The 26,946-nt window shown below is 62.9% G+C and carries 22 protein-coding genes; 12 read left to right on the forward strand and 10 right to left on the reverse strand.

Going from position 1 to position 26,946, the window contains the following annotated elements; all coding sequences use genetic code 11:
- Nucleotides 1-3: 3 nt before the first annotated feature.
- The 3 genes from AB4N98_RS24210 to AB4N98_RS24220 all read right to left on the reverse strand — a co-directional run bounded on the left by AB4N98_RS24210 (nucleotide 4) and on the right by AB4N98_RS24220 (nucleotide 2,277).
- Complete coding sequence (locus tag AB4N98_RS24210; protein ID WP_223271476.1) at nucleotides 4-696, reverse strand: YuxH family protein; 693 nt, start codon at nucleotides 694-696, stop codon at nucleotides 4-6.
- On the reverse strand, nucleotides 689-1,417 hold the full coding sequence (locus AB4N98_RS24215) for a winged helix-turn-helix domain-containing protein (RefSeq protein WP_026067229.1): 729 nt from the start codon (nucleotides 1,415-1,417) through the stop codon (nucleotides 689-691). Before AB4N98_RS24215 ends, AB4N98_RS24210 begins: the two co-directional genes overlap by 8 nt.
- Nucleotides 1,418-1,734: 317 nt before the next feature.
- Entirely contained in the window at nucleotides 1,735-2,277 is a 543-nt protein-coding gene (locus tag AB4N98_RS24220) for a thioesterase family protein (protein ID WP_017527350.1), read from the reverse strand.
- A 111-nt stretch (nucleotides 2,278-2,388) separates the two neighbouring features.
- Here AB4N98_RS24220 and AB4N98_RS24225 point away from each other — a divergent pair, with 111 nt between their 5' ends.
- Nucleotides 2,389-3,348 (forward strand): GlxA family transcriptional regulator, encoded by a 960-nt coding sequence (locus tag AB4N98_RS24225; protein ID WP_017527351.1) that lies wholly within the window; start codon nucleotides 2,389-2,391, stop codon nucleotides 3,346-3,348.
- Between the two features lies 1 nt (nucleotide 3,349).
- Here AB4N98_RS24225 and AB4N98_RS24230 read toward each other — a convergent pair whose 3' ends face one another.
- Nucleotides 3,350-4,213, reverse strand: coding sequence for a LysR family transcriptional regulator (locus AB4N98_RS24230; RefSeq protein ID WP_017527352.1), 864 nt, complete (start codon nucleotides 4,211-4,213; stop codon nucleotides 3,350-3,352).
- Between the two features lie 103 nt (nucleotides 4,214-4,316).
- Between AB4N98_RS24230 and AB4N98_RS24235 the strand changes: the two genes are divergently transcribed.
- On the forward strand, nucleotides 4,317-5,321 hold the full coding sequence (locus AB4N98_RS24235) for a quinone oxidoreductase family protein (protein WP_135196920.1): 1,005 nt from the start codon (nucleotides 4,317-4,319) through the stop codon (nucleotides 5,319-5,321).
- Nucleotides 5,322-5,383: 62 nt separating this feature from the next.
- Here AB4N98_RS24235 and AB4N98_RS24240 read toward each other — a convergent pair whose 3' ends face one another.
- Nucleotides 5,384-5,770 carry a hypothetical protein gene (locus AB4N98_RS24240; protein WP_017527354.1) on the reverse strand — a complete coding sequence of 129 codons (387 nt, stop codon included), beginning with the start codon at nucleotides 5,768-5,770 and terminating at the stop codon, nucleotides 5,384-5,386.
- Nucleotides 5,771-5,915: 145 nt separating this feature from the next.
- Complete coding sequence (locus AB4N98_RS24245; protein ID WP_017527355.1) at nucleotides 5,916-6,638, reverse strand: pirin family protein; 723 nt, start codon at nucleotides 6,636-6,638, stop codon at nucleotides 5,916-5,918.
- A gap of 180 nt (nucleotides 6,639-6,818) precedes the next feature.
- Here AB4N98_RS24245 and AB4N98_RS24250 point away from each other — a divergent pair, with 180 nt between their 5' ends.
- Together AB4N98_RS24250 and AB4N98_RS24255 are read left to right on the forward strand one after the other, a co-directional pair.
- Nucleotides 6,819-7,769: a GlxA family transcriptional regulator gene (locus AB4N98_RS24250; RefSeq protein WP_065878791.1), complete on the forward strand. Its 951-nt coding sequence runs from the start codon at nucleotides 6,819-6,821 to the stop codon at nucleotides 7,767-7,769.
- Nucleotides 7,770-7,918: 149 nt separating this feature from the next.
- Nucleotides 7,919-9,388 carry a winged helix-turn-helix domain-containing protein gene (locus AB4N98_RS24255; RefSeq protein WP_217855118.1) on the forward strand — a complete coding sequence of 490 codons (1,470 nt, stop codon included), beginning with the start codon at nucleotides 7,919-7,921 and terminating at the stop codon, nucleotides 9,386-9,388.
- On the opposite strand, the gene AB4N98_RS24260 is transcribed toward AB4N98_RS24255, so the two are convergent.
- The gene (locus AB4N98_RS24260) at nucleotides 9,335-12,103 is read right to left on the reverse strand and encodes an ATP-binding protein (protein WP_267864399.1); all 2,769 of its coding nucleotides are present in this window, start codon (nucleotides 12,101-12,103) and stop codon (nucleotides 9,335-9,337) included. The genes AB4N98_RS24255 and AB4N98_RS24260 overlap by 54 nt on opposite strands.
- A gap of 58 nt (nucleotides 12,104-12,161) precedes the next feature.
- Nucleotides 12,162-12,560, reverse strand: a complete 399-nt coding sequence (locus AB4N98_RS24265; protein ID WP_065878795.1) for a helix-turn-helix domain-containing protein — start codon at nucleotides 12,558-12,560, stop codon at nucleotides 12,162-12,164.
- Between the two features lie 204 nt (nucleotides 12,561-12,764).
- Here AB4N98_RS24265 and AB4N98_RS24270 point away from each other — a divergent pair, with 204 nt between their 5' ends.
- The gene (locus AB4N98_RS24270) at nucleotides 12,765-13,682 is read left to right on the forward strand and encodes a LysR family transcriptional regulator (RefSeq protein WP_017527360.1); all 918 of its coding nucleotides are present in this window, start codon (nucleotides 12,765-12,767) and stop codon (nucleotides 13,680-13,682) included.
- 133 nt (nucleotides 13,683-13,815) lie between these two features.
- Here the strand turns inward: AB4N98_RS24270 and narL are convergent, their stop codons facing one another.
- A complete protein-coding gene (gene narL, locus AB4N98_RS24275) occupies nucleotides 13,816-14,463 on the reverse strand; it encodes a two-component system response regulator NarL (protein WP_017527361.1) in 648 nt (215 codons plus the stop codon).
- Complete coding sequence (locus AB4N98_RS24280; RefSeq protein ID WP_460059966.1) at nucleotides 14,460-16,262, reverse strand: HAMP domain-containing protein; 1,803 nt, start codon at nucleotides 16,260-16,262, stop codon at nucleotides 14,460-14,462. The genes narL and AB4N98_RS24280 overlap by 4 nt, the downstream gene beginning before the upstream one ends.
- Nucleotides 16,263-16,587: 325 nt before the next feature.
- Here AB4N98_RS24280 and AB4N98_RS24285 point away from each other — a divergent pair, with 325 nt between their 5' ends.
- The 7 genes from AB4N98_RS24285 to AB4N98_RS24315 are packed head-to-tail and all read left to right on the forward strand — an operon-like array spanning nucleotide 16,588 to nucleotide 26,945.
- Complete coding sequence (locus AB4N98_RS24285; RefSeq protein WP_068935821.1) at nucleotides 16,588-17,829, forward strand: MFS transporter; 1,242 nt, start codon at nucleotides 16,588-16,590, stop codon at nucleotides 17,827-17,829.
- Nucleotides 17,830-17,831: 2 nt separating this feature from the next.
- Complete coding sequence (locus tag AB4N98_RS24290; RefSeq protein WP_017527364.1) at nucleotides 17,832-19,229, forward strand: NarK family nitrate/nitrite MFS transporter; 1,398 nt, start codon at nucleotides 17,832-17,834, stop codon at nucleotides 19,227-19,229.
- Between the two features lie 57 nt (nucleotides 19,230-19,286).
- Nucleotides 19,287-23,060, forward strand: a complete 3,774-nt coding sequence (locus AB4N98_RS24295) for a nitrate reductase subunit alpha (RefSeq protein ID WP_017527365.1) — start codon at nucleotides 19,287-19,289, stop codon at nucleotides 23,058-23,060.
- A gap of 1 nt (nucleotide 23,061) precedes the next feature.
- Nucleotides 23,062-24,600, forward strand: a complete 1,539-nt coding sequence (gene narH, locus AB4N98_RS24300) for a nitrate reductase subunit beta (RefSeq protein WP_017527366.1) — start codon at nucleotides 23,062-23,064, stop codon at nucleotides 24,598-24,600.
- A 3-nt stretch (nucleotides 24,601-24,603) separates the two neighbouring features.
- Nucleotides 24,604-25,359, forward strand: coding sequence for a nitrate reductase molybdenum cofactor assembly chaperone (gene narJ / locus AB4N98_RS24305; RefSeq protein WP_065878797.1), 756 nt, complete (start codon nucleotides 24,604-24,606; stop codon nucleotides 25,357-25,359).
- Nucleotides 25,352-26,029, forward strand: coding sequence for a respiratory nitrate reductase subunit gamma (narI, locus tag AB4N98_RS24310; protein ID WP_460148959.1), 678 nt, complete (start codon nucleotides 25,352-25,354; stop codon nucleotides 26,027-26,029). Before narJ ends, narI begins: the two co-directional genes overlap by 8 nt.
- Before the next feature lie 10 nt (nucleotides 26,030-26,039).
- A complete protein-coding gene (locus AB4N98_RS24315; RefSeq protein WP_065878801.1) occupies nucleotides 26,040-26,945 on the forward strand; it encodes a peptidylprolyl isomerase in 906 nt (301 codons plus the stop codon).
- Nucleotide 26,946: the final 1 nt, after the last annotated feature.

Raw genomic sequence — 26,946 nt, forward strand, 5'->3', positions numbered from 1 at the left:
GTTTTATAAACGGTCGGCAGGTGAGTAATAGCCGCCCTGAAAGTATTCGAATGGCAAGTTTTTAGCCAACATTGCGCTATCGGAAAACTCGATATTTTCGGCAATGAAGCGCACTCGGGCGGCATTGATCAATTCCAGCATGCGCTCGTAGAGCCGATCGAACAGACCGGAGCGCGTATTCAGGCTCAGGCGCAGGGCTGAGTCCGGGAAGGGCATCTTGATGTAGTCGTAGAGTTTCAGGTCGATTAACAGGTCGCCGGGTTTTGTATCAAGTGTGTAGTGGTTGTAGGCCAACTTGATACCGCTCTGGTCTTTGAGTTTATACAGCTGGCGCACCATGGCCCTGCGCTCTACGGGACCTGGCAGCGCGTCGAGCGGGTTATCAATGCTGAGCGTTAAGGTGTGGCCTTGTTTTTCCAGTGCGTGCGCCACCTGAACGATGTTTTGAATGAGGGTATCGTTCATTAACGCAGCCTGATCGACTTTGACAAACCTGTGAGCGATCACCTGAAGTGTTTTACGGCGCGGTAAAGTGCGACGCAGCGCTTCGCCGTAGGCCCAGTCAAGTTGCTCGCGATCACCGCTGCCCACCACGCTGATTTCACTGCCCCACAGGGCTTGACTGCGTTCGACGATGGCCTGCCGGGTCATCGTGAGTTCCATAACGTCGGCGGCGGATAGTTGTTCACTATTCACGGTTCGAACTCTCCTCGATGGCGTGGCAATGGTTGGCGTGAATAAACCCTCGGCTGAGTTTGTAGCCATAGCCACGAATGTTCTGAATGATGTTATCGCCGTAGTGCGCCTTGATCTTACTGCGCAGGCGACTGATAGACTTTTCCAGCGCCCGGGAGTCGTAATACTTGGTATTAAGGCCCATGACTTCGGCAATTTCATTGTGACTCAGGAGTCTGTTCTGGATCAGCGCTTCGAGTACTTTCATTTCAACGAAGGATATTTCCAGCTTTTTGCCGGCGCCATACAGGCACATACGATCTTGGTCGAGCATCAAACCGCAGCAATTCAGGCGCGCGCTTTCGCTTAGGAACGCATCAAACAGGCTTAGTTTTTTGTCGGGGGAGGTTTCTACCACCTTGACGCAATAATCAGCACCGGCCAGGTAGTATTTTGTCTTGCTCAGGGTGGAGGCAAACGTCACAACAACGAATATTGTGCAGGCCGGGTTGTCGCTCCGGGTCTTTCTTATAATGTCCAGCGTTTGATTTATCGCAGAGGGCGTATCAATTTCTATAATAACGGCACGGTAGTGTGCGTGATTTTCATGAGCCTCGATTAGTTGCCCGTAGCAACGTGTATCGACTTTTAAATCATTCGGTACAGTGCGAACTATCAGCGCCCGAAAGTCCTCCGATTTCGATTGAGTCCGTGCAATAGCAAGCACATTGGAAAAATGCATAACCTACTCCCTTTTCTGGCATGCAAGGCCACCAGTTCAATCGCTGCTAGCATTTAGATACTAATCGAATTGAATACGGTAAAACGTGACAAATTTTAACATTCGTCACGTTATTTTTGAGGGCGCGGCGGGGGAGTTGGGGGATGTTGCGAGGTTCTTTAGCTGAACTTAGACATAGGCTAGTGCAAATTCGTAAGGCTCGGTAAGTATTTTAGCCCCAACGATTTTTTTGGCATTGGGGCAAGGTTTAAAGCCTTGCCTCATCGCGGTGCAGGAATGGGAAGGGCGTGATGATCGACGCGAGGGTGGTGGCGCTCTCAGGTCTGCTCCTCTTTGCGTAAGTGCGCACTCATGTCCTCGCAACTTTGCGCCCAGTCCTTGAGCCACTGCGGCATCGGCGGTGACGTCGGGTCCAAGCCCAGTTCCCGTACAAACTCAGCAGGGGGCAGGGTGCCCTTGGCCGAGCGGAACAGCCCGCGCATCACGACGACGCCGACGACGCGGCCGCGACTGACAAAACGGTGTTCCATCAGGCTCCACTTGGCATCCCAGCCGAGCATGCGGGTGTGTACTTCGAACGCTTCGAACAGCTTCAATTCCCGACGGAACTTGCCCCAGGTGTCGCCGACGATGGGCAGTGCCTTGTGGCGTAGCGCAACGCGAAAGGCCCCGGTACGCAAGACGAAATCCATCCGTGCGACATCGGCCAGGGAAAAATAGCGGCCATTGGTGACATGCCGGTTGATGTCCAGGTCCAGGGGCCAGACCCGCATGCGCACCACGGTGGTGGCCAGGCCATGGGCGGGTGTGCGCCATGGGCGACGGCACAGCATAGAAAGCAGACGAAACCAGAGGTTCATAAGGGGAGCGCCAAATGGATGATGAATGGCAGCACTGTAAGGACCGGGAATCCGCTAAGGTAGGTGCGCAAATGACTTATTTCATGCGAAAAGCGCAATCGGGTTCCTTTCATGCACATCACGTTGCTTCTGGCTGATCAATGTTCTGCCGCCAGCGCCACCCTGGCGGTGGAAATGCTCAGCGCGGCCAACCAGTTTGCCGAGCGCCCGCCGTTCGAAATCGTGCTCGCCTCCCTGGACGGCCAAGCAGTGGTGACCTGGGGCGGGCAGCGCCTGCAAGTGGACTGCGCAGTCACGCAGATCGCGCAGACCGACCTGGTGCTCATCCCCGGCTTTCTTTTTACGCTCAAAGACGCATTGCCGGCGTTTCCCGCCTACGGCCCCTGGCTGCGCGAGCAACATGGGCGCGGCGCGGTGCTGGCGTCGATGTGCACCGCCGCCTTCCTGCTGGCCGAAACCGGGGTGTTGCAAGGCCTGCGCGCCACCACCCACTGGGCGTTTGCCGACCTGTTTCGCCGACGTTATGCGCAGGTTCACCTGGACGACGCGCAGATACTCTGCGAGGAAAACCGCGTGATCACCTGCGGGGGCGCCAGCGCGGCGATGGATTTGATGCTGCACCTGATTCGCCGCTTTGGCTCAGCCGAACTGGCCCATACCTGTGGCAAATACCTGTTGGTCGACGGCGTGCGCAGCGAGCAGTCGGTGTATGCCATGTGGTCATTGCCCAGGCATCACGGCGACGGCGAGATACTGCGGGTGCAGTACTGGCTGGAGCAGCACTTTGCCCAGTCACTGGTGATCGACGACGTAGCCCGGCGTTTTGGTTTTGGCGTGCGCAACTTCAAGCGCCGTTTCAAGGAGGCGACCGACTGCACGCCAATCGGTTATCTGCAAACCCTGCGCCTGGAACGGGCCAAACACCTGCTTGAGTCCACCCGCATGACGTTGGAGAGCATCACGTATGCGGTGGGCTATGAAGACAGCAACTCGTTCCGCCGCCTGTTCCAGCAGCGGGTGGGGCTGCTGCCGGCGGCGTATCGCAAGCGCTTCCTCGCCACGTCCAGTTGAGTCAGCGGCGTAACTGCGCCTGGCTCTCAAGGCAGTCGACTAGAAACTCCATCACCACCTTGACCAATGGCGAGCGGCGCATGTCGGGGTACACCGTCAGCCAGATATCGCGCAAAGGGCCTTCGGTGGCGGTGGGGAGCCGCACCAGCAGCGGGTCGTGATCGCCCACCAGGGTCGGCAGCACCACCGCGCCCATGGCCGACCGCGCCGCCATTTGCTGGGTGCTCAAGTCACTGGCGGCGAATGCAATTTCTCGATGGCCGCGCACCTGATGCATCCAGGCCTGCTGGGGCAAGTGATCGCGGCTGCTGTCGTAGGCAATGAAGGCCCACTGTTCGGCGGGCAGGTGCAGGAACGTTGCCGGGCCATACAGCCCAAAGCGCACGACGCCGACTTTGCGGCGCACCAGCGCTTCATCGTCGGGGCGTACGGTGCGCAGGGCAATGTCGGCCTCGCCTTTGTCCAGCGCCGCCAGTTGAGTGGAGGGCAGCAGCACCAGGTTCACCTGCGGGAACCGGGCGCGCAGGCGTGCCACTTGGGGCGCCACGCAATAGTTGGCGATGGACGGCGGGCAACTGATGCGCACCGTGCCCGCCATTTCAATGCAGGCCACGCGCGACAGGCGCATCACCTGCGTGGCCATATCACCCATGCCCGCCGCCAATTCGGCCAGTGCCAGGCCTTGGGCGGTCAGCGGGCGGCTGCGCGGCAGACGGTCCACCAGCTTTACGCCGAGGGCTTTTTCCAGGGCATCTACGCGCCGGCCTACCGTGGCGTGTTCCACCTGCAGCTCGCGGGCGGCGGCCGACAGGGATTGGGTACGGGCCAGTACGGTGAAGTAATACAGATCCTGCCAATCGAACATCGGGTTATTTCCGCGCGGAGGGTGTGAAGTATTGGGGAATTTTCCTACTGAGCCCATGCTTTTACCATGGCCGCTTCCCAGTGCAAACGGAGTTGTTCCCTCGATGAAAGCCATCACGCTGCAAACCTACGGCGGCCCTGAAGTGGTCCACGTGCGCCATGACGTTCCCACGCCTCAGGTCACGGCGGGTCACGTGTTGATCAAAGTCGCCTGCGCCGGCATCAACTTCATGGATGTGCATACCCGCCAGGGCAAGTACGCCCATTCGGCCACCTACCCGGTACGCTTGCCCTGTACCTTGGGCATGGAAGGCGCAGGCGTGGTGGTGGAGGTGGGGGCGGGGGTCAGCCATTTGGCCGTCGGCGATCGCGTGGCCTGGTGCATCGCGTGGGGCGCTTACGCTGAATATGCCTCGGTGCCCGCCGACAAGGTTGCGCAGATTCCCAATGCCATCGCCTTCGATCAAGCCGCTGCGGCGATGTTCCAGGGCTGCACCGCGCATTACTTGATTGAAGATGTGGCGCGGTTGCAGGCGGGTAGCACCTGCCTGGTCCACGCTGCGTCCGGCAGCATCGGCCAACTGTTGGTACAGATGGCCAGGCACATCGGCGCCACGGTATTGGCCACCGGCAGTTCAGCGCAAAAATGTGCGATTGCCCGTGAGCGTGGCGCTCATCAGGCCTGGGTGTACGACGACGGCCGGTTTGCCGACCGCGTGCTGGAGGCTACCGCCGGGCAGGGGGTGGACGTGGTGTTTGATTCGCTCGGCAAAAGCACCTTGCGTGACAGCTTTCGTGCCTGTCGTCAGCGCGGCTTGATCGTCAACTATGGCAATGTCTCGGGCTCGCTGACCGACCTTGACCCGATTGAATTGGGGGAGGCCGGCTCATTGTTCCTCACCCGGCCGCGCCTGGCGGATCATATGGCTGACGGCCCGACGGTGCAGCGACGTGCCAATGCAGTCTTTGCCGCGATGCTGGAAGGGGCATTGGTGGTGGATACGCAGGAGCACTACACCCTGGACGCCGTGCAACAGGTGCATGCGCGCATCGAAGCGCGACAACAGATCGGCAAGGCGGTGGTGCGGCTGGACCGCGACCTGCATTAAATCCGAGACGAAAAAAAACCGGCTGATCAGGCCGGTTTGGGGTGCCCCGCGAACAGGGCGGGTTATGCGTGGTTGTCCAACAGACGATCCGCACCGCCTTCAGCCAGGCCACGTTCCTGCAAGCGATCCGCGCCGCCTTCAGCCAGGCCACGTTCCTGCAGGCGATCCGCGCCACCTTCAGCCAGACCACGTTCCTGCAAGCGATCCGCGCCGCCTTCAGCCAGGCCACGTTCCTGCAAGCGATCCGCGCCGCCTTCAGCCAGGCCACGTTCTTGCAGACGATCCGCACCGCCTTCAGCTATACGGTTGCCTTGCAGGCGATCAGCCCCGCCTTCGGCAACACGACTTTCGATCAGGCGATCCGCGCCACCTTCTGCAACGACAGGGTGGGCAAATGCGTTGGCAGCGAGTACCGAGAAAGCAAGGCTAAGCAAGATTTGGCGTTTCATGAGGGTGTGCTCCAAGTGTTTTAAGTAGGTGTTGCCGGGTATGGGTTTGATGTTACGCGTTGCATTTTTTAAGAGAACTTCATTGCGCTGATGGTGACTATCGACGTCAGCGATGGCCCATTTCGCGGGGCCATCGCGGCGCACTTCATGGCATCTGCGGCAGTTCTTGAGGGCGCAGGTCGAACACCAGCACCTCGGCATCGTCGCCGTGGCTGAGGCGGACCTGTTGTTCATCGCGAATGCGCGCACCGTCGCCTTCCTGCAAGCGTTGGCCGTTGACTTCCACGCTGCCCCGGGCCACATGCAGGTACACATGGCGATTGGGCGGCAGGTCGAGCGTGGCGGCCTCGTCACCGTTGAACAGCCCGGCATACACCCGAGCGTCCTGGCGCACGCTCAAGGAACCGTCGGCACCGTCCGGCGAGATGATCAATTGCAGGCGCCCGCGTTTTTGCGCCTCGCTGAAGTGCTCCTGTTGATAGCGCGGCTCGGCGCCGGCCACGGCGGGCACGATCCAGATTTGCAGGAAGTGCACGCCACGGCTTTGGCTGTGGTTGAACTCGCTGTGGGCCACGCCGCTGCCGGCACTCATCAGTTGCACGTCACCTGGGCGGATCACCGAGCCGGTGCCCAGGGTGTCCTTGTGTTCCAGCGCGCCTTCCAGCACGTAGGAGAAAATCTCCATGTCGCGGTGCGGGTGCTGGCCGAAGCCTTTGCCGGCGGCGACGCGGTCATCGTTGATCACCAGCAGGTCGGAAAAGCCCTGTTCGGCAGGGTTCCAGTAGTTGGCGAACGAGAAGGTGTGGAACGACTTCAACCAACCGTGATTGGCGGCGCCGCGTTCGGAAGCTTTGCGAAGGGTCAGCATGGTGGTGTCCTCAAGTGAGCGTGGGCTGCGAAATGCAGGGCGCTTGCGTTGAGAAGAAGGTTACTGGTTATCGGGGTATTCATTAAGAAGTTGGAATTTGAATAACTGTCTCCTTGAAGTTGACAGTGCTGGACGTGTCATACTGCCCGCCGCCTTCTTCCTTCCGATGGACTTCCCGCTATGAAAACCGTGGCCATGGCGCTGTTTCCGGACTTCCTGCTGCTCGACATGGCCGGGCCGCTCGAAGTGTTTTCCATTGCCAACCGCTACCTGCCGGCTGCGGCGCATTACCAGATCCTCATCATCGGCACCGAGCCCGGCCCACTGCGCGCATCCAATGGCGTACTGGTGCAGGCCGACCTGCTGCTGGAACAGGCCGACGGCGCCTATGACCTGCTGCTGGTGCCTGGCGGCCCGGGGGCCTATAACGAGTGCCACCCCGATCTGCTGCCCTGGCTCAAAGCGGCCGCCCCGCGCGCGCGGCGCTTCGGTTCGATCTGTACCGGGGCGTTTGTGCTGGGGCATGCCGGGTTGCTTGACGATCACCGCGTCACCACCCATTGGCACTACACCGAGCGGCTGATCAAGGCGTTCCCCAAGGCCAACGTCGAGACCGATCGCATCTACTTGCAGGACGGGCGCTTGATCACCTCGGGCGGGGTCACTGCCGGTATCGATCTGGCGTTGTCCGTCGTGGCCCAGGACCACGGCAAGCAAGTCGCGGTGGACGTGGCCAAGGTGCTGCTGGTGGTGATGAAGCGCCAGGGCGGCCAGGCCCAGTTCAGCCCGATGACTGCGGCGGTGGCGCCCCAGGAAACCCCGATCACCCGCGTACAGACCCATGTGCTGGCCCATCTGGAACAGTCGTTCACCATCGAGTCCATGGCTGAACTTGCCGGCATGAGCGCACGCCATTTCGCCCGGTTGTTCGCCCGCGAGGTGCGGATGACGCCCATGGCCTTTTTGCAAGGCGCGCGTATCGACCGCGCGCGGCAATTGCTGGAAAGCACCGACCTGCCGCTCAAGACAGTGGCCTTCCATGCCGGCTTCGGCAGCGTGCGGTATATGCGTGCCCTGTTCAGTGAAAAGCTCGGCCTGAACCCCACTCAATACCGACAACAGTTCAGTTAGCGACAGGATGTCCGTCTCGCGCACTCGATTGTCCGTGTCGCTCCCCGTGCCAGCATTGCCCTGTCTTTGGTAACTGGCAAGATAACGGCGAGCCCACGGAAAAGGATGCGCGGACGCCCAAGACCGGGTGTTTCAGCGCGATTGCAGCCATGAACAACCCCCAGGCAACTGACGCTGAAGGCACGCTGCGTTTCGGGGCGTATGCCTTTCACCGCCAACAACGGCTGGTCAGCAAGGCGGGCTGGCCGGTGCCCTTGGGGGGACGGGCGTTGGATATCCTGGCGGTGCTGCTCGAAGCACCGGGACAATTTGTCGGCAAGGCCACCCTGATCGAACGGGTTTGGCCGTGCAGCGTGGTGGAGGAAGGCAATCTGCGCGTGCACATTGCCGCCTTGCGCCGTGCCCTTGGCGGGCAACGCTTCATCATCAACGACCCCCAGCGAGGGTATTGCTTCGCCGCATCCGTACACGGGCAGGTGCCGGTCGTGATACCGCCACACAATCTGACCGCGCGCCTCAGCCCGGTGCTCGGCCGCGACGAGCTGCTGGGCGTGCTGGTACGGCGTCTGTCCGGGCAACGGCTGATGACGCTTACCGGTTGCGCCGGCGTGGGCAAGAGCAGCCTGGCCCAGGCGCTGGCCGAGCGCGTATTGCCGCGTTATCGCGACGGTGTGTGGTGGGTCGATCTGGCCACCGTACATGCGCCGATTGCGATGTTGCGGCACGTTGCAAGCGCGCTGCAGTTGGCGCCATGCACCGACGCCACCGAACTGTGCCGCCAATTGGCCCCGCGCCAACTGTTGTTGATACTCGACGGTGCCGACCTGCTGCTCGCGGCCTGCCGGCATCTGCTGCGCGTGCTGCGCGAAAACGCCCCCCAGGTCACGGTGTTGCTCAGTAGCCGCGAAATCTTGCATGCGCCTGGCGAATGGGTGCAACGCGTACCGCGTTTGGCAGTACCGGCACCGTCGGCGTTGGGCAGCGTCGAGCACGCGCTGGCGTGCCCGTCCGTGCAACTTTTCGTGGCGCGGGCGCGTGCCGGGCAGCAGGGCTTTGTGTTGCGGCCCCAGGAGCTGGCGCCGTTGCGCGATATCTGTCGACGGCTGGATGGCATCCCCTTGGCCCTTGAGCTGGCGGCCGCCCAAGTTCACGCCTTGGGCGTGCATGGTTTGCAGGCACAACTGCGCCGAGGCCTGCAAGTGTTGACGAGGGGGCGGCGCACGGCGGTGGAGCGTCATCAATCGTTCACGGCGGCGCTGGATTGGAGCTACGAGCGCCTGAGCCTGCCGCAGCGCTGGCTGTTCCTGCAACTGGGCTTGTTCAAGATGGCGGTGACGTTGCCCACCTTGAGCCAACTGGTGGCGGGCACCGAGCTTGAGCATGCCGACTTGGCGCATGTGCTCGGGCGGCTGGTCGACATGTCGTTGCTGGCGGTGGAGCCTGGCCTTGGCCCCGAACGTTATCGCTTGCTGCATTGCATGCGCAGCTACGCCCTGGCGCAACTGCGTGACCCCCGGCAAGTGGCGCGCCTGCAGCAGGGCGACGGGCATTACCCGGGGCCGTTTTCAGGCCGGCCGTTTGTCCTGCAGCTCATCGAGCAGGCCGCGTACGCGGACTAGATCGCGCGTGGCAAAACCCTCGGTGTATCGCGCATACACCGCACTCAGCAGATCGCGCGCCGCCTGCACGCGACCCTGGGTTTGCCATAGCCTTGCCAATGAGTCCGCGCAGCGCAGCTCCCAGGCCAGCGCGCCTTGCTGGCGTGCCAGGTCCAGCGCTTCGAGCAGCAGTGCCTGCGCGCCGCTGGGGTCGTCCGCCAGAGCGTGTTCGGCATACACCCGCAGGACTTCCGGGGCGCACCAGCCGGCGTCACCCTGGCGAGCGCGTTCGACCCCGGCCATGTCAACTTCATGCACGCCCAACGTGATCAGGATGTCCTGGACAATCCCCATGCCCTGCAAATCGCGGTGGCCGAGGATGCCTGCGTAATGCCCCGCCCACGTCTGGAACAACTGCACCGAATGTTTGTGGGCATGTTCGAGCAGCAGCGCTTGCAAGGTGTGGGCAGTGTTGGCGTCGTCGTTGTGGCGCGCGATGACCACGCCGGCCAGGGCCAGGGTGTAGCAGATGGACGTGCCGTGATTGATTTGCAGCGCCAGCTCCAGCGCCTGGTTGGCGGTGCGCGAAGCCTGTTCGGGAAAGCCTTGCAGCCACAGGATCCGCGCCAGCACTGTCAGCGAAGCCACGCTCTGGTCGTATTGCACGCCGATGCTGTGGCCAAACCGGTTGAGGTGGCCGCTCTGGGCCATGCGCTGGATCACCTGCTCGGCGTTCTGCCGGGCCAGCGTCTGATTGCCGGTGAAGTGCTGGGCCAGTACGCGCAGGCGCTGGGCGCTCAGGTCCAGCAGCGGATCGGTGCGCGGGTCGAGGTGATCGAATTGCAGGCTCTGTTCCAGCGCCTGGCGATAGAGGCCGGCACACAGGTTCACCGCCATGTGCCCGGAGACTGCGCGCAATTGTCCGGAAAGATCCTGGCGCTCATCGGCCAGGCGCCGGGCGTCGACAAACGCCGCGATGGTCTGCGCCGCGCCACCCACGGCGTGATAAGACAGGCTGCCCAGCGCCAACTGCAGTTGCATGTTCAAGCGCGGGCACGGCGCGATCACCGTGCCTAGCAGTGCCAGCGCCTTGCCCACATACAACCCGTGCTCCCTGAGCAATGACAGTTCTTGCCACAAAGGCATTGCGCTGACGGTCAGGCGGATCGCCAACAGGTGCTCGCCACCTTCGGCGAGGCCCCAGTCGAGCGCGGCGCGCACGTCTTCGCGTAACGGGGCATAGCGGTCGATCCAGGCTTGGGTGGCGGTCTGGTGCCAATCCTCCTGGGCTTGCTCCATCAACGCCAGGCAGCGCGCCGCGTGGCGCTCGCGGGTGGCGTCCAGCTCATCGGCAACGCTGAGTTTTTCCAGGGCGTAGGTGCGGGTGATGTCCAGCAGGCGGTACACCATGTCGTCATCGGCGGCCTCCACATTAAGCAAGGACTTGGCCACCAGTTGGGTGATCGAGCCGAGTACCTCGGCGGGCGCGATCTGCTCGCCGGCGATCACCGCCGCGGCGCTGGCCAGGCTGAACCCGCCGCGAAACACCGCCAGGCGGCGCAGGCAGACCTGCTCGCAGCCGGTGAGCAGGTCGAAGCTCCAATCCAGCGTGGCGCGCAAGGTCTGGTGGCGGGGCAGGGCGCTGCGTCGGCCCCGCGTCAGCAGGCGGAAATTGTCTTCCATCTGCACCAGCAGCCCGGGCAGGCCGAAACGTTCGATCTGCGCCGCCACCAGTTCGATCGCCAGGGGTATGCCGTCCAGGCGCTGGCAGATGTCAATCGCCAGGGGCAGTTCGGCTTCGCCGAGGGCGAAACTGTCCTGATGGGACATCGCCCGTTCGATCAGCAATTGCAGGGCCGGGTAACCCAGGGCCTGGGCGCGGTTGCCGGTGGTGGGCGGGCAGGCCAGCGGTTCCAGGCGCTGCACGTATTCGCCTTCGGCCCGCAATGCTTCGCGGCTGGTGGTCAGGATATGCACGCTGGGCGCATGCCGCAGCAGGGTTTCGCAGATCAGCGCAATGTCGTCCAGCAGGTGCTCGCAGTTGTCGATCACCAGCAGCAACTGGCGCTCGTGCAGGCTGCGGGCAAAGGACACCAGCGGTGCGTGTTCGGTGTGGGTCAGGTCGAGCAGGCTGGCGAGGTTGGGCAGGATCATCGACGGCGTGCTCAGTGGCGCCAGGTCCAACAGGCGAATACCATCGCGGTAATTGCCGATCAGCAATTCCGCCACGCGCAATGCGACGGTGGTCTTGCCGATGCCGCCGGCGCCGGTCAGGGTAATGAAGCGTTGCGCGGGCAACTGCTGCACCAGGCTGTCGATCAGGGCCTGGCGGCCGATCATGCGGGTGCGCCGCAACGGCAGGTTATGGCTCGGGCGTTGCGGCACGCCTTCGGTGGGTAGCGTCATCGGTTCGATGCTCAGTGGTGCAACAAAACTGTAGCCGCGCTGGGCCACCGTGACGATATAGCGCTGCCCGGCCTGGCCATCGCCCAATGCCTTGCGCAGCGCCGCCATGTGCACGCGCAGGTTGCCGTCTTCCACCACGCTTCTGGGCCAGACTCGGGCGATCAGGTCCTGCTTGCTCACCACATTGCCGGCCTGTTCCAGCAGGACCAGCAGGATATCCACCGCCCGCCGCCCCAGGCGCAACGGGCGCCCGGCCTCCAGCACCAGGCGCTGGCGCGGATGCACGCGGTAGGGGCCGAAATGCACGGCTTGGTCGCTGAGGTCACTCATGGGTGGCCATGCTCCGGGGACAGTAGGCGGCCAGCATATGCCAGGCGCATGCAGACCACTAGGCGGCGATCACTTGGGGCTTGTTGCGTAATTGGTGATTTCGCCAGGTCATCGGGTTGACGCCTTCGCTGCGGGTGAACATGTGGCAAAAGTGCGCCTGGTCGCAGAATCCGCACTCCAGGCTGATTTGCGTCAGGCTCAGTTCGGAACCGGTAATCAGCTCCTTGGCCCGCTGGATACGCTGCTGGCGAATCCACTCTTGGGGCGACAGCCCGGTGGTGCACTTGAACGCGCGGGAAAAATGGCTGCGCGACAGCGCGCAGGCTTGGGCCAAGTCGGCAATGGCCAGGCTTTCGCCGAGGTTGGCCAGGATCAATTGCTTGGCAATGCGTTCGCGTCGGGGGCACAGCCCGCCGGTGGTGGGCAAACGGGGGGCACAGTACTCAAGTCGGGCCATGACAGATATCCGCAGTCGATGGGAGCGTTCCCGGTGAATGGATCCAGTGTAGAGCGTGCTTATCTTGTTGCCCGACCGTCCGGCTGACGAGTTAATCGTTGTTAATTTCGCCAGGTGCGGTGCAGGAAAAGACAGCACAGGCGTGCAATCGCCGCCGCGTCATGCGTGCTTATCTGGCGGCTTGATAACCGTTTGGATACCGCCATGAACCGCAACGACCTGCGCCGCGTCGACATGAACCTGTTGGTGATTTTCGAAGCCTTGATGTTCGAGAAGAACCTGACCCGGGTCGCCGAAAAGCTGTTCATGGGCCAACCGGCGGTGAGTGCGGCGCTGGGGCGCCTGCGCGATCTGTTCGACGACCCGTTGCTGTTGCGCAACGGGCGGGGCATGGAGCCCACGCCGCGTGCCGTGGCGATACTCAAGGAGTTGCAGCCGGCGATGGACACCATTTCAGGCGCGGTCAGCCGCGCCAAGGATTTCGACCCTTCTACCAGCTGTGCGGTATTTCGCATCGGCCTGTCCGATGACGCCGAATTCGGTCTGTTCCCGCCGTTGCTCAGCCAACTGCGCGAAGAAGCACCGGGGATCGTCGTGGTGGTGCGCCGCGCCAACTACCTGCTGATGTCGGCGTTGCTGGCCAGCGGCGAGATCTCGGTGGGGGTGAGCTACACCACTGAGCTGCCGGCGAATGCCAAGCGCAAGAAGCTGCGGGACATCCCGTGCAAGGTCCTGCGTGGCGATGACGGCCTCGAACCGCTGAGCCTGGACGATTACTGCGCGAGGCCCCACGCGATGGTGTCGTTCTCGGGCGATTTGAGCGGCAATATCGACCTCGACTTGGCGCGCATCGGCCGTGCGCGGCGCGTGGTGCTGGCCGTGCCGCAGTTCAGCGGGTTGCGGGCGCTGCTGGCCGGCACGCAGATCATCGCGACGGTGCCGGATTACGCGGCGTGTGCCTTGACCGAGGGCACGGCGTTGCGTGCCGAGGACCCGCCGTTTGCAATTGATGCGGCGGAGTTGTCGATGGTGTGGAGCGGGGTGCATGACAACGACCCGGCGGAGCGCTGGTTACGGGCGCGGATTTCCGAGCATATGGCCGGCGCAGTCAGTCGTCTGTGACAGCAAGGGCCTTATCGGGAGCAAGCCCCCTCCCACACTTTGATGTGTGAATACAGGCAAATGTGGGAGGGGGCTTGCTCCCGATAGGGCCAGTTCAAACACCGCATAACCCCAGTGAAATTTGCAAAAAGCCTCACCCCACCTGCCGCAAATGCTCCATCGCCCAAACCGCCGCTTCCACCCGCGAGCGCAACCCCAGCTTGTGCAGCAGGTTCTTCACATGCACCTTCACGGTGCCCTCGGTAATGCCCAGCTTATGCCCGATCACCTTATTGCTGTACCCACTGGCGATCGTGCGTAACACCTGGCGCTCGCGCTCCGTCAATTCCACCGCCGCATGGGGTTGCGGCGAACGCAGGGCCTGCGCCAGTACGCGGGTCAGCCCTGGGCTGATCACCAGGGCGCCGTGCAGCGCATCACGGATAAACTCCACCACCAACTCGGGCTCCATGTCCTTGAGCAGGTAACCGTTGGCATCCAGGCGCAGCGCATCACGGATGTCGTCCTCGGCATCGGAGACGGTAAAGAGCAGCACCTTGCCGCCATAGTGCATGGCGCGCAGGCGGCGCAGGGTTTCCAGGCCGTTCATGTGCGGCATGTTGTTGTCCAGCAGTACCAGGTCCGGTTGCAGGGCGTCGATCCGGTCCAGGGCTTCCTGGCCGTTGCCGGCTTCGCCGACGACCTGAAGGTCGTCTTCCAGTTCGAGGATCTGGCGCATGCCGTGGCGCATCATCGGGTGATCATCGACCAGCAGGATACGGTGGCGCGGGGCGGTGTTCATGGGGCGGTGCCTTGTAAGGAGTGGCCGAGAAATTCCGGCTGGAAACGCAATTGCACGCGAGTGCCCTGGGGCGCTCGTGGGTTGATCTCGAGGTCGCCGTGCAGGCTGCGCGCGCGTTCGTCCATGATGGTCAAGCCGTGGTGTTCGCGGCGGTCGACGTCGCCGCAGAAGCCGCGACCATCGTCTTCGATGCAAAGGCTCACGGTTTCGCCGACCTGGCGCAGTTGCAGCCAGGCGTTCTGCGCATGGGCATGGCGCAGGCAGTTGGACAAGGCCTCGCGGGTGATCTGCAACACATGGATCTGTTCGCTGGCCGACAGCTGGAAGGCCAGCGCCTCCACGTGCAAGTGCACCTGGAATTCGCCGCGTCGGGAGAACTCTTCGGCGGTGTCCGACAGCTCGTGTACCAGCCCGGCGTCGTGAATCTGCAGACGGAACGTGGTGAGCAATTCGCGCAGTTGGCGATAGGCATTGTTCAGGCCATCGCGCAGTTCGCCGGTGACGGTGGCCAGGGTCTCCACCGGTTCGCCACGGCGGATCAGGGTTTGCATGCGGCTCACTTGCAGCTTCATGTACGACAGCGCCTGGGCCAGGGAGTCATGCAGCTCGCGAGCAATGATGGTGCGTTCGTCGAGCAGCAGCAGGCGGTGATCCTGCTCGCGTTGGCGCTTGAGCGACAGCGAGGTGCCGATCAGGTTGGCCAGGGCCTGGATCAACTGTTGTTCCCAATCCTGGGGCGCGTGGCCGTCGAGGAAGTGCGCCTTGAGTTCGCCCAGTTCGGCGCCCTGGTTGCTGATGCTGAACACCTGCGGCGGCGCAACGTGGTGACGCTCGCACGTCGCGCAATCGCCAATCGCGCAGATATTGCGGCTGTGCTCGCCGTGCAGGGCGAGCATCTGCTGCGCCGGTGCCAGGAAGTGGCCTTGCAGGCACAGCGACAGGCGCAGGCCCGGCAGGCGTGTCTGGAAGCGCCGGATCAGTTCATCCAGGCCTTCGGCGTTGGCCAGGCGCGTGGCCAGGCTGCTGCTGCTCTGGTAGAGCAATTCGAGGGCGGCGTTGGCTTGTTGCAGGTTGAGGGTCTTGAGTTGCACCTGGCTTTCCAGGGTGCGGTGGGACGCCTCGATGGTCTCGGCCATGGCATTGAAGCTCAGTGCCAACTGCCCCAGCTCATCTTCGGAGCGGTGGTTGACCCGGGTCTTGAGGTCGCCGTCACGGAAGCGCCGGGTGGCGTGCACCAGTTCTTCCAGGGGGTTGACTACGCCGTACTGCAATTCGTACAGGCCCAGCAGCAGGATGATCAAGGTGCTGAACAGCGCCAGGCCCTGGATGCCTTGCTGCCAGCTTTGCTTTTGTTCGCTGTGTTGCTGCAACAGGCTGACGAACCGGTTGAGCTGTTCGACGAAGGCCGGTGCATTGGCCTGGAACAGCTCACGGTTACCGCTTGCCAAGGCAGGGCGCAGATCGTCGTGCCAGCGTTGCTGGATCTGCTGGTAGCTCTGCAACAGGGCATTGCGCGGGCCGTCTTCAAGCACCGCCTTGAGGGACTGGCTGTCCAGGCGCCCTTGCAGGCTCTGGGTGATGGTCTCGATTTCTCCGGGCGGTGCGCCGGCGGCGAGTTTCCAACTGAGGTGGTAGGTCTCCATGCGCACCGAACCTGCGGTGTTGATCGCGGCCGCGTCGCCCTGGCTGAACCACGCGATCAGGCCGGCGCTCAGGGAACTGGCCAGGGCGAGGACGGCGATCAGAATAACGGCCAGGCCGGCGCGGGCCGGCAGGGAGCTGCGCAGCCAGTCAAGCATGGCGGCGTAATCGAAGGGGGCAGGCGAGCAGCATGGTTGTACCGGGCATGGGAAAAAGGGCTGAACACGGCCTTCCCTGGCGTCCTACCTCTAAAGAGTTGCCGGCGCACCCTCCCACGGATAAAAGCCGGCACAAGAGACCAATCCATTGATAAATAAAGGCTTTCTCTTGTTGTTGCGGCTACCTCCTTGGAGGTAGACGGGGCCAGCATAGCTCCATACCCCCTGGGTCGACGTTGATCTGGGTCAAGTTCCACGGGGGTGTCGCCCCTAACCTGCGCTCATGGAATCACTTTCTGGAGCGCATACCGTGACTCAACCCCGTATGAGACAGGGCCTGGTGCTGGGCATGAGCACCCTGGCGTTCACCGTCTGCTTTATGGTGTGGATGATGTTCGCCGTGCTGGGCGTGCCGATCAAAGAACTCTTGCAACTGAACGAAACCCAGTTCGGCCTGCTGGCCGCCACGCCGGTGCTGACCGGCTCACTGGTGCGCCTGCCCCTGGGCCTGCTCACCGACCGCTTCGGCGGGCGCATCGTGTTCTTTTTGCTGATGCTCGCCTGCGTGCTGCCGCTGTACCTGATCACCTACGCCACCGCTTATTGGCAGTTCCTGGTGCTGGGGTTGTTTGTCGGCCTGGCCGGCGGCTCGTTTTCGGTGGGCATCGCCTACGTCGCCAAGTGGTTCGACAAAGAGAACCAGGGCTTTGCCATGGGCGTGTTCGGCGCCGGCAATGCCGGGGCCGCGGTGACCAAGTTTCTGGCCCCGGCGCTGATCGCCCTGGGCACCTGGCACCTGGTGCCCAAGGTGTTTGGCGCGATCCTGTTTATCACCGCGTTGTTGTTCTGGTTTCTCACCAGCGAAGACAAAACCCACCGCAGCGCCGGCGGGGCCACCCTGCGCCAGCAGTTGCTGTGCCTCAAGGACCCGGCGGTGTGGCGCTACTGCCAGTACTACTCGATTGTGTTCGGCGGCTATGTGGCCCTGGCGCTGTGGATGACCAAGTACTACGTGCAGGAATACGGCTTCAGCCTGCAAAGCGCCGCGCTGCTGGCCGCCTGTTTCTCCCTGCCCGGCGGCGTATTGCGCGCGGTAGGCGGCTGGATGTCCGACCGTTGGGGCGCCCAGAGCGTGACCTGGTGGGTGCTATGGGTGAGCTGGATCTGCCTGTTCCTGCTCAGCTACCCGCAGACCCAACTGCAGGTCATGACGGTCAACGGCCCCCTCGATTTTCATATCGGCCTCAACGCCACGCTGTTCACCGTGCTGCTGTTTGTGATGGGCATCGCCTTCGCGTTCGGCAAGGCCTCGGTGTTCAAGTACATCGCCAATGACTACCCGCAAAACATGGGCGCGGTGTCCGGCATCGTCGGCCTGGCCGGTGGCCTGGGCGGCTTTGTGCTGCCGATCCTGTTCGGCGCCCTGGTGGACCTCACCGGCGTGCGCTCTTCCTGCTTCATGTTGATGTACGGCGTGGTCTGGGTGTCCCTGGCCTGGATGTACTTCAGCGAAGTTCGCAAGCAACCGCTTATGGGCAAGACCGCCCAACCTCTCCAAGGAGAATGAACATGTCCATCGCGCAAAAGCCCGACTCGGGCCCGGTGATCCACGACTGGCGCCCTGAAGACCCGGCGTTCTGGGGTGCCAGCGGTAAAAAGACCGCGACCCGCAACCTGTGGATTTCGATTCCCGCGCTGCTGCTGGCCTTCTCCGTGTGGATGGTCTGGAGCACGGTGATCGTGCGTCTCAACGCCATCGGCTTCAGCTTCACCACCGACCAACTGTTCTGGCTGGCCGCGCTGCCGGGTTTGTCCGGCGCGACCTTGCGAGTGTTCTACTCGTTCATGGTGCCGATCTTCGGCGGGCGTCGCTGGACCGCGCTGAGCACCGCCTCCTTGCTGCTGCCGTCGCTGTGGATGGGCTTCGCGGTGCAAGACCCCAACACCCCGTACAGCGTGTTCGTGCTCATCGCCTTGTTGTGCGGTTTCGGTGGCGGCAACTTCGCTTCGAGCATGTCCAACATCAGCTTTTTTTACCCCAAGGCCCAACAGGGCACCGCGCTGGGCCTGAATGCCGGCCTGGGTAACCTGGGCGTGTCCGTGATGCAGTTCTGCGTGCCGCTGGTGATCACGTTCGGCGTGTTCGGCTTGATGGGCGGGCAACCGCAGACGCTGGCCGATGGCAGCCAGTTGTGGTTGCAGAACGCCGGGTTTATCTGGGTGCCGTTCATTCTCGCCGTTACCGTGGCGGCCTGGTTCGGCATGAACGACCTGTCCAGTGCGCGTGCCTCGTTCAGCGAACAGGCGGTGATCTTCAAGCGCAAACACAACTGGCTGATGTGCTGGCTATACCTGGCGACCTTCGGTTCGTTCATCGGCTTCTCGGCGGCGTTTCCGCTGCTGATCAAAACCTCGTTCCCGGATGTGGTAGCACTCAAGTTCGCCTTCCTCGGCCCGCTGGTCGGTGCGCTGGTACGCCCGCTGGGCGGCTGGCTGGCAGACAAACTGGGCGGTGCGCGGGTGACCTTGTGGAACTTCGTGCTGATGATCGTGATGGTGTTCGGCGTGCTGCACTTTCTGCCGCAGAACGGGCAGGGCGGCAGCTTCTACGGCTTTCTCGGCATGTTCATGCTGCTGTTCATCACCACCGGGGTGGGCAACGGTTCGACCTTTCGCATGATCCCGGTGATCTTCCGTACCCAGCATGAACAAGCCAGCGCCGGCAAACCTGCGGCGGTGCGCGAGCAAGCCCTGAAAGACGCCGGCAAGGAATCGGCCGCCGTGCTGGGTTTCAGCTCGGCCATGGGCGCGTTCGGCGCGTTCTTCATTCCCAAGTCCTTCGGCACGTCCATGGCCGCCACCGGCAGCCCGGCCATGGCGTTCTACATGTTTGTCGGTTTCTACCTGAGCTGCATTGTCGTGACCTGGTGGTGGTACGCCCGCAAAGGCTGCGCCACACCCTGCTGATCGACCACGAATTCGCGGGGCAACGCACCCCACGGCACGCCTGATGAGGAAAGCACCATGAGTCACTTACTGGATCAACTGCGGTTCTTCAACCGCAAGCAAAATGAATTCTCCGACGGTCACGGCGAGACCCGCAAAGAGTCCCGCGACTGGGAAAATGTCTACCGTTCGCGCTGGCAGTACGACAAGATCGTGCGCTCCACCCACGGCGTGAACTGCACCGGCTCGTGCTCGTGGAAGATCTACGTGAAAAACGGCCTGATCACCTGGGAGACCCAGCAGACCGACTACCCGCGCACCCGCAACGACCTGCCCAACCACGAGCCCCGTGGCTGCCCGCGCGGCGCCAGCTACAGCTGGTACATCTACAGCGCCAACCGGCTCAAGTACCCCAAGATCCGCAAACCGCTGCTCAAGTTGTGGCGTGAAGCGCGCCTGACCCTGCCGCCGGTGGAAGCGTGGGCGAGCATTGTCGAGGACAAGGTCAAGGCTGAGTCGTACAAGAGCAAGCGCGGCATGGGCGGCTTCATCCGCTCCAACTGGGAGGAGGTCAATGAGATCATTGCCGCCTCCAATGTCTACACCATCAAGCAATACGGCCCGGACCGCATCGTCGGCTTCTCGCCGATCCCGGCCATGTCCATGGTCAGCTACGCGGCGGGCTCGCGTTACCTGTCGCTGCTGGGCGGTGTGTGCCTGAGCTTCTACGACTGGTACTGCGACCTGCCACCGGCCTCGCCGATGGTGTGGGGCGAGCAGACCGACGTGCCGGAATCGGCCGACTGGTACAACTCCAACTACATCATCGCCTGGGGCTCCAACGTCCCGCAGACCCGCACCCCCGACGCACACTTCTTCACCGAGGTGCGCTACAAGGGCACCAAGACCGTGGCCATCACCCCCGACTATTCGGAAGTGGCCAAGCTCACCGACCTGTGGCTCAACCCCAAGCAGGGCACCGACGCCGCGTTGGCCCAGGCCTTCAACCATGTGATCTTCAAAGAGTTTCACCTGGATAAACCGAGCGCGTATTTCACCGATTACGCCAAGCGCTTCACCGACCTGCCGGTGCTGGTGATGCTCAAGCCCATGAGCGGCTTCGCACCGGGCGCCGGTTTCCAGCCCGACCGCTTCCTGCGCGCCTCGGACCTCACCGGCAACCTCGGCCAGGACAACAACCCGGAATGGAAAACCATCGCCCTCGATGAGAGCGGCGCGTTGGTCTCGCCACAAGGCTCCATCGGCTACCGCTGGGGCGAGAAGGGCAAGTGGAACATCCTCGCCAAGGAGGGCGGTGAAGGCCGCGCCATCGACCTCAAACTCAGCCTGATCGGTGATGACGTCGCCGAAGTGGCCTTCCCGTATTTTGCCGGTGAAGCCCACGAGCATTTCCAGCATGTGGCCGGCGATGCGGTGCAGTTCCGCCGCGTGCCGGTACACAGCGTGACCCTGGCCGACGGCACGGTGGCCAAGGTCGCCACGGTGTTCGACTTGTCTGCCGCGAACCTGGCCATCGACCGTGGCCTGGGCGGCAGCAACGTGGCCAGAGACTACGACGATGCCAGCGTGCCGGGTACCCCGGCGTGGCAGGAAGCGATCACCGGCGTCAGCCGCGAAAAAGCCATCCAGATCGCCCGTGAGTTCGCCGACAACGCCGACAAAACCCGTGGCCGTTCGATGATCATCGTCGGCGCGGCGATGAACCACTGGTACCACATGGACATGAACTACCGTGGGCTGATCAACATGCTCATGCTCTGCGGTTGCGTGGGCCAGACCGGCGGCGGCTGGGCCCACTACGTCGGCCAGGAGAAACTGCGCCCGCAATGCGGCTGGCTGCCCCTGGCCTTCGGCCTGGACTGGAGCCGCCCACCCCGCCAGATGAACGGCACCAGCTTCTTCTACGGCCACAGCTCCCAGTGGCGCCACGAGAAGATGAACATGCACGACGTGCTCTCGCCCCTGGCCGACAAGTCGCAGTTCCCCACCCATGCCCTGGACTACAACATCCGCGCCGAACGCGCCGGCTGGTTGCCCAGCGCGCCGCAACTCAACACCAACCCGCTGCATATCTGCCGTGATGCGGCAGCGGCGGGCATGGACCCCAAAGACTACGTGGTCAAGTCGTGGCAGGACGGCAGCCTGCGTTTCGCCTGCGAACAGCCGGACAGCCCGGTGAACTTCCCGCGCAACATGTTTATCTGGCGCTCCAACCTGCTTGGCTCCTCGGGCAAGGGCCACGAGTACATGCTCAAGTACCTGCTGGGCACCAAGAACGGGGTGATGAACGAAGACATCGGCTTTGGCGGCGAAAGCAAGCCCACCGAAGCCGAATGGGTCGACGACGGCGCCATCGGCAAGCTCGACCTGGTGACTACCCTGGACTTCCGCATGTCCTCCACCTGCGTGTATTCCGACATCGTCTTGCCGACCGCCACCTGGTACGAAAAAGACGACATGAATACCTCGGACATGCACCCATTCATCCACCCGTTGTCGGCGGCCATCGACCCGGCGTGGGAGTCGCGTTCGGACTGGGAAATCTACAAGGGCATCGCCAAGGCGTTCTCGGCCATGTCGGTCGGCCACCTGGGCGTGGAGCAAGACCTGGTCACCGTACCGTTGATGCACGACAGCGTCGGCGAACTGGCCCAGCCGTTCGGCGGCACCGACTGGAAAAGCGCCGGTGTGGCGCCGGTGCCGGGCAAGAACGCGCCGAACATGGCAGTGGTGGAGCGCGACTACCCGAACATCTACAAGAAATTCACCTCGCTGGGCCCGATGCTGGAAAAACTCGGCAATGGCGGCAAGGGCATCAACTGGAACACCGACGATGAGGTGCAGTTCCTCGGCGAACTGAACCACCACGAAGGCGACGCCGGTATCAGCCACGGCCGGCCGAAAATCGACACGGCCATCGATGCGGCCGAGGTGATCCTGTCCCTGGCGCCGGAAACCAACGGCCACGTGGCGGTCAAGGCGTGGGCGGCGTTGTCGGAATTCACCGGTATCGACCACAGCCACCTGGCGCTGCCCAAGGCCCACGAGGCGATTCGTTTTCGCGACATCCAGGCGCAGCCGCGCAAGATCATTTCCAGCCCCACCTGGTCGGGCCTGGAAGACGACCACGTGAGCTACAACGCCGGCTACACCAACGTTCATGAAAATATCCCGTGGCGCACCATCACCGGCCGCCAGCAGTTCTACCAGGACCACCCGTGGATGCAGGCGTTCGGCGAGCAGTTGATGAGCTACCGGCCACCGGTCAACACCCGCACCATCGAAGGCGTGAAGGGCAAACGCAGCAATGGCGAGACCGAGATCGTGCTGAACTGGATCACCCCGCACCAGAAGTGGGGCATCCACAGCACCTACAGCGACAACCTGTTGATGCTCACCTTGAGCCGTGGCGGGCCGATTGTGTGGCTCTCGGAAATCGACGCCAAGCGCGCCGGCATCGAGGACAACGACTGGATCGAATGCTTCAACGTCAACGGCGCGCTCACCGCCCGTGCGGTGGTCAGCCAGCGTGTCAAGGAAGGCATGGTGATGATGTACCACGCCCAGGAACGCATCGTGAACGTACCCGGTTCGGAAACCACCAAGACCCGTGGCGGCCACCACAACTCGGTGACCCGCGTGGTGCTCAAGCCCACCCACATGATCGGTGGCTACGCCCAGCAGGCCTACGGCTTCAACTACTACGGCACGGTCGGTTGCAACCGCGACGAATTCGTCGTGGTGCGCAAGATGGCCAAGGTCGACTGGCTCGATGGCTCCAGCGGCGATGACTTGCCGCGCCCATTGCCGACCGATATCGAGGAGAACTGAGATGAAGATTCGCTCACAGATCGGCATGGTGCTGAACCTGGACAAATGCATCGGCTGCCACACCTGCTCGATCACCTGCAAAAACGTGTGGACCAGCCGCGAAGGCATGGAATACGCCTGGTTCAACAACGTCGAGTCCAAGCCGGGCATCGGCTACCCCAAAGAGTGGGAAAACCAGGACAAGTGGAAGGGCGGCTGGGTGCGCAACGCCAACGGCTCGATCAACCCGCGCATCGGCGGCAAATTCCGCGTGTTGGCGAACATCTTCGCCAACCCCGACCTGCCGAGCCTGGACGACTACTATGAGCCGTTCGACTTCGACTACCAGCACCTGCACACCGCGCCCCTGGGCGAGCACCAGCCCACCGCCCGCCCGCGTTCGGTGGTGTCGGGCAAGCGCATGCAGAAAATCGAATGGGGCCCCAACTGGGAAGAAATCCTCGGCACCGAGTTCGCCAAGCGGCGCAAGGACAAGAACTTCGACCAGATCCAGGCCGACATTTACGGCGAGTACGAAAACACCTTCATGATGTACCTGCCACGCCTGTGCGAGCACTGCCTGAACCCGGCGTGCGCGGCCTCGTGCCCCAGTGGCGCGATCTACAAGCGCGAAGAAGACGGCATCGTGCTGATCGACCAGGAAAAATGCCGTGGCTGGCGCATGTGCATCAGCGGCTGCCCGTACAAGAAAATCTACTTCAACTGGAAAAGCGGCAAGTCCGAGAAGTGCATCTTCTGCTACCCGCGCATCGAAGCCGGCATGCCTACCGTGTGCGCCGAAACCTGCGTGGGGCGTATTCGTTATCTGGGCGTGTTGCTGTACGACGCCGACCGCATCAGCGAGGTGGCGAGTACCGCCAGTGAGCAGGATCTGTACGAGAAACAGCTGGAAATCTTCCTCGACCCGAACGACCCGGCGGTGATCCGCCAGGCCCTGGCCGATGGCGTACCGCAGTCGGTGATCGACTCGGCCCAGCGTTCGCCCGTCTACAAGATGGCGGTGGACTGGAAACTCGCACTGCCGTTGCACCCGGAATACCGCACCTTGCCGATGGTCTGGTACGTGCCGCCGCTTTCGCCGATCCAGAACGCTGCGGCCGCCGGCACCGTGGGCATGAACGGGGTAATCCCGGATGTCGACAGCCTGCGCATTCCGCTGCGTTACCTGGCGAACATGCTCACCGCCGGCGATGAAAAACCGGTCAAGCGAGCGCTCAAGCGCCTGCTGGCGATGCGGGCCTTCAAGCGCTCCCAGCAAGTGGACGGCGTCGAAGACCTGCAAGTGCTCGAAGACGTCGGCCTGAGTGTAGAACAGGTGGAAGAGATGTACCGCTACCTGGCCATCGCCAACTACGAAGACCGTTTTGTGGTGCCCAGCGCCCACCGTGAAGACGCCATGAGCGACGCGTTCGCCGAGCGCTCCGGTTGTGGGTTCAGCTTCGGCAGCGGTTGCAGCGGCAGCTCCGACACCAACATGTTCGGCGCCAAGAAGGCCAACCGCCGCGACGTGCTCAAAACCGTACAGATCTGGGAGGACTGAGCCATGCGCATTCTCAAAGTGATTTCGCTGCTGCTGGATTACCCCACCGAGACCCTGGTGAACGGCCGCGACGAATTGGAACAGGCGATCATCGAATCGCGGGAAATCAGCCCCAAGCAGCGCGGCGCGTTGTTTGAGCTGCTGGAGCTGATCTGCGCCAACGACCTGATGGACGGCCAGGAACACTACGGCGCGCTGTTTGGCCGGGGGCGTTCGTTGTCGCTGTTGTTGTTCGAACACGTGCACGGTGAGTCCCGCGATCGTGGCCAGGCCATGGTCGACATGATGGCCCAGTACGAAGCGGCCGGCTTTGCCATCGGCGTCAAGGAGCTGCCGGACTATATCCCGCTGTATCTGGAGTTTTTGTCCACCCGCGAAGACATCGAGGCCCGCGAGGGCCTGGCGGATGTGGCGCACCTGCTGGCATTGCTCGCCGCGCGTCTGGAAGAGCGTGAGAGCGCTTATGCCGGTTGCTTGCGTGCGCTGTTGCAGATCGCCGGTGCCGAGCCGCACCAGGCCGTGGCTGAAGTGCGCGCCCAGGTCGCCGCCGAACCGCGCGACGACTCCCTCGAAGCCCTGGACAAAATCTGGGAAGAGGAAGCGGTGGACTTTATGCAGGCCGAACAGCAGGACCGCTGCAGTTCGCTACCGAGCGCGCCGGGCAAGGCCCGCGAAGAAAGCGCGGTGCCGTTGCATTGGGTGGATTTTCAGCGAGAAGGCCAGGCCAGCGTGCCGGCCGGGGAGGTGGGTAATGTCTAAGTGGAATTTGCTGGTATTCGGGGTGTATCCGTATGTGGCCCTGGCCATTTGTTTGTTGGGCAGTTGGGCGCGGTTCGACCTGTCGCAGTACACCTGGAAGGCCGGCTCCAGCCAGATGCTCAACAACCGTGGCATGCGCGTGGCGAGCAACTTCTTCCACATCGGCGTGCTGTTCGTACTGGCCGGGCATTTTGTCGGCCTGCTCACCCCGGCGTCGGTCTACCACCATGTGATCAGTACCGAAAACAAGCAACTGCTCGCGATGGTTTCCGGCGGCTTCTTCGGCCTGCTGTGCCTGGTGGGCTTGCTGATGCTGGTCAAGCGGCGCCTGAGCGACCCACGGGTGCGCGCGACGTCGAGCCCGTCGGACATCCTGATCCTGCTGGTGCTGCTGGCGCAATTGCTGCTGGGCTTGCTGACCATCGTGGCCTCCACCGGCCATATGGAGGGCTCGGTGATGGTGATGCTCGCCGACTGGGCACAGAACGTGGCGCTGTTGCGGCCGGTGCAGGCGGCCGAGTCGATCGCGCCGGTGTCGCTGATCTACAAGGCCCATGTGGCGCTGGGCCTGACCCTGTTCGTGCTGTTCCCGTTTACCCGCCTGGTGCACATGGTCAGCGCACCGATCTGGTACCTGGGGCGTCGTTATCAAATCGTGCGGCAAAAGTGAGGAGAACAGCATGAGCAGTGGATGCGGATGTGGTGGCGGCAATGGCGGCAGCGGCGGTTGCGGTTCGTCGGCCAAAGAGGCGGTGGTTGAAGTCGCAGTGCCGCTTGAGCCTGAGTTGATCGCCAGCAGTGAGCAGGAATGGCCGATCATCAGCGTCAACGGCGTGCCGGTCACGCCCGAGGCGATGGCCCTGGAGTTGCAGTATCACCCGGCCGAAAGCCGCGAGGCGGCGGTGTACCTGGCCGCCCGTGCGCTGGTGATCCGCGAGCTGTTGCAGCAGCGGATTGCCGAGCTGGGCCTGGCAGGGGACATTGCCCCCGGCGAAAACCAAGAAGAAGCGGCCACGCGTTTGTTGCTGGAGCGCGAGGTCACGGTGCCCGAGTGCGACGAGGCCACCTGCTTGCGTTACTTCGATAACAACCGTGGGCGCTTTCACAGTGCGCCGTTGTTGGCGGTGCGGCACATCCTGCTCGAATGCGCGCCGGACGATAGCGAGGCGCGCGATCTGGCGCACAGCCAGGCAGAAGTCTTGCTGCTGAGCCTGGAAGAGCAGCCGGGCCAGTTTGCCGAGTTGGCCCTCAAATACTCGGCGTGCCCGTCCAAGGCCCAGGGTGGTTCGTTGGGCCAGGTGAGCAAAGGCCAGACTGTGCCGGAGCTGGAGCGCCAGTTGTTCACCCTGGCACCGGGCCTGGCCGCCAAGCCTTTGGAGAGCCGTTATGGCTGGCACGTGATCAACGTCGACCAGCGCGTCGAAGGCCAGCCGCTGCCGTACGAAGCGGTGGCGGTGGCCATTCGCACCCAACTGCAACAGGGTGTCTGGCAGAAGGCGTTGGTGCAGTACCTGCAAACCCTGATCGGCGCGGCGGACATTCGCGGCATCGCGTTGCAGGGTGCCGACTCGCCGTTGGTGCAGTGAC

The organism is Pseudomonas sp. S3_E10, from assembly GCF_054667615.1.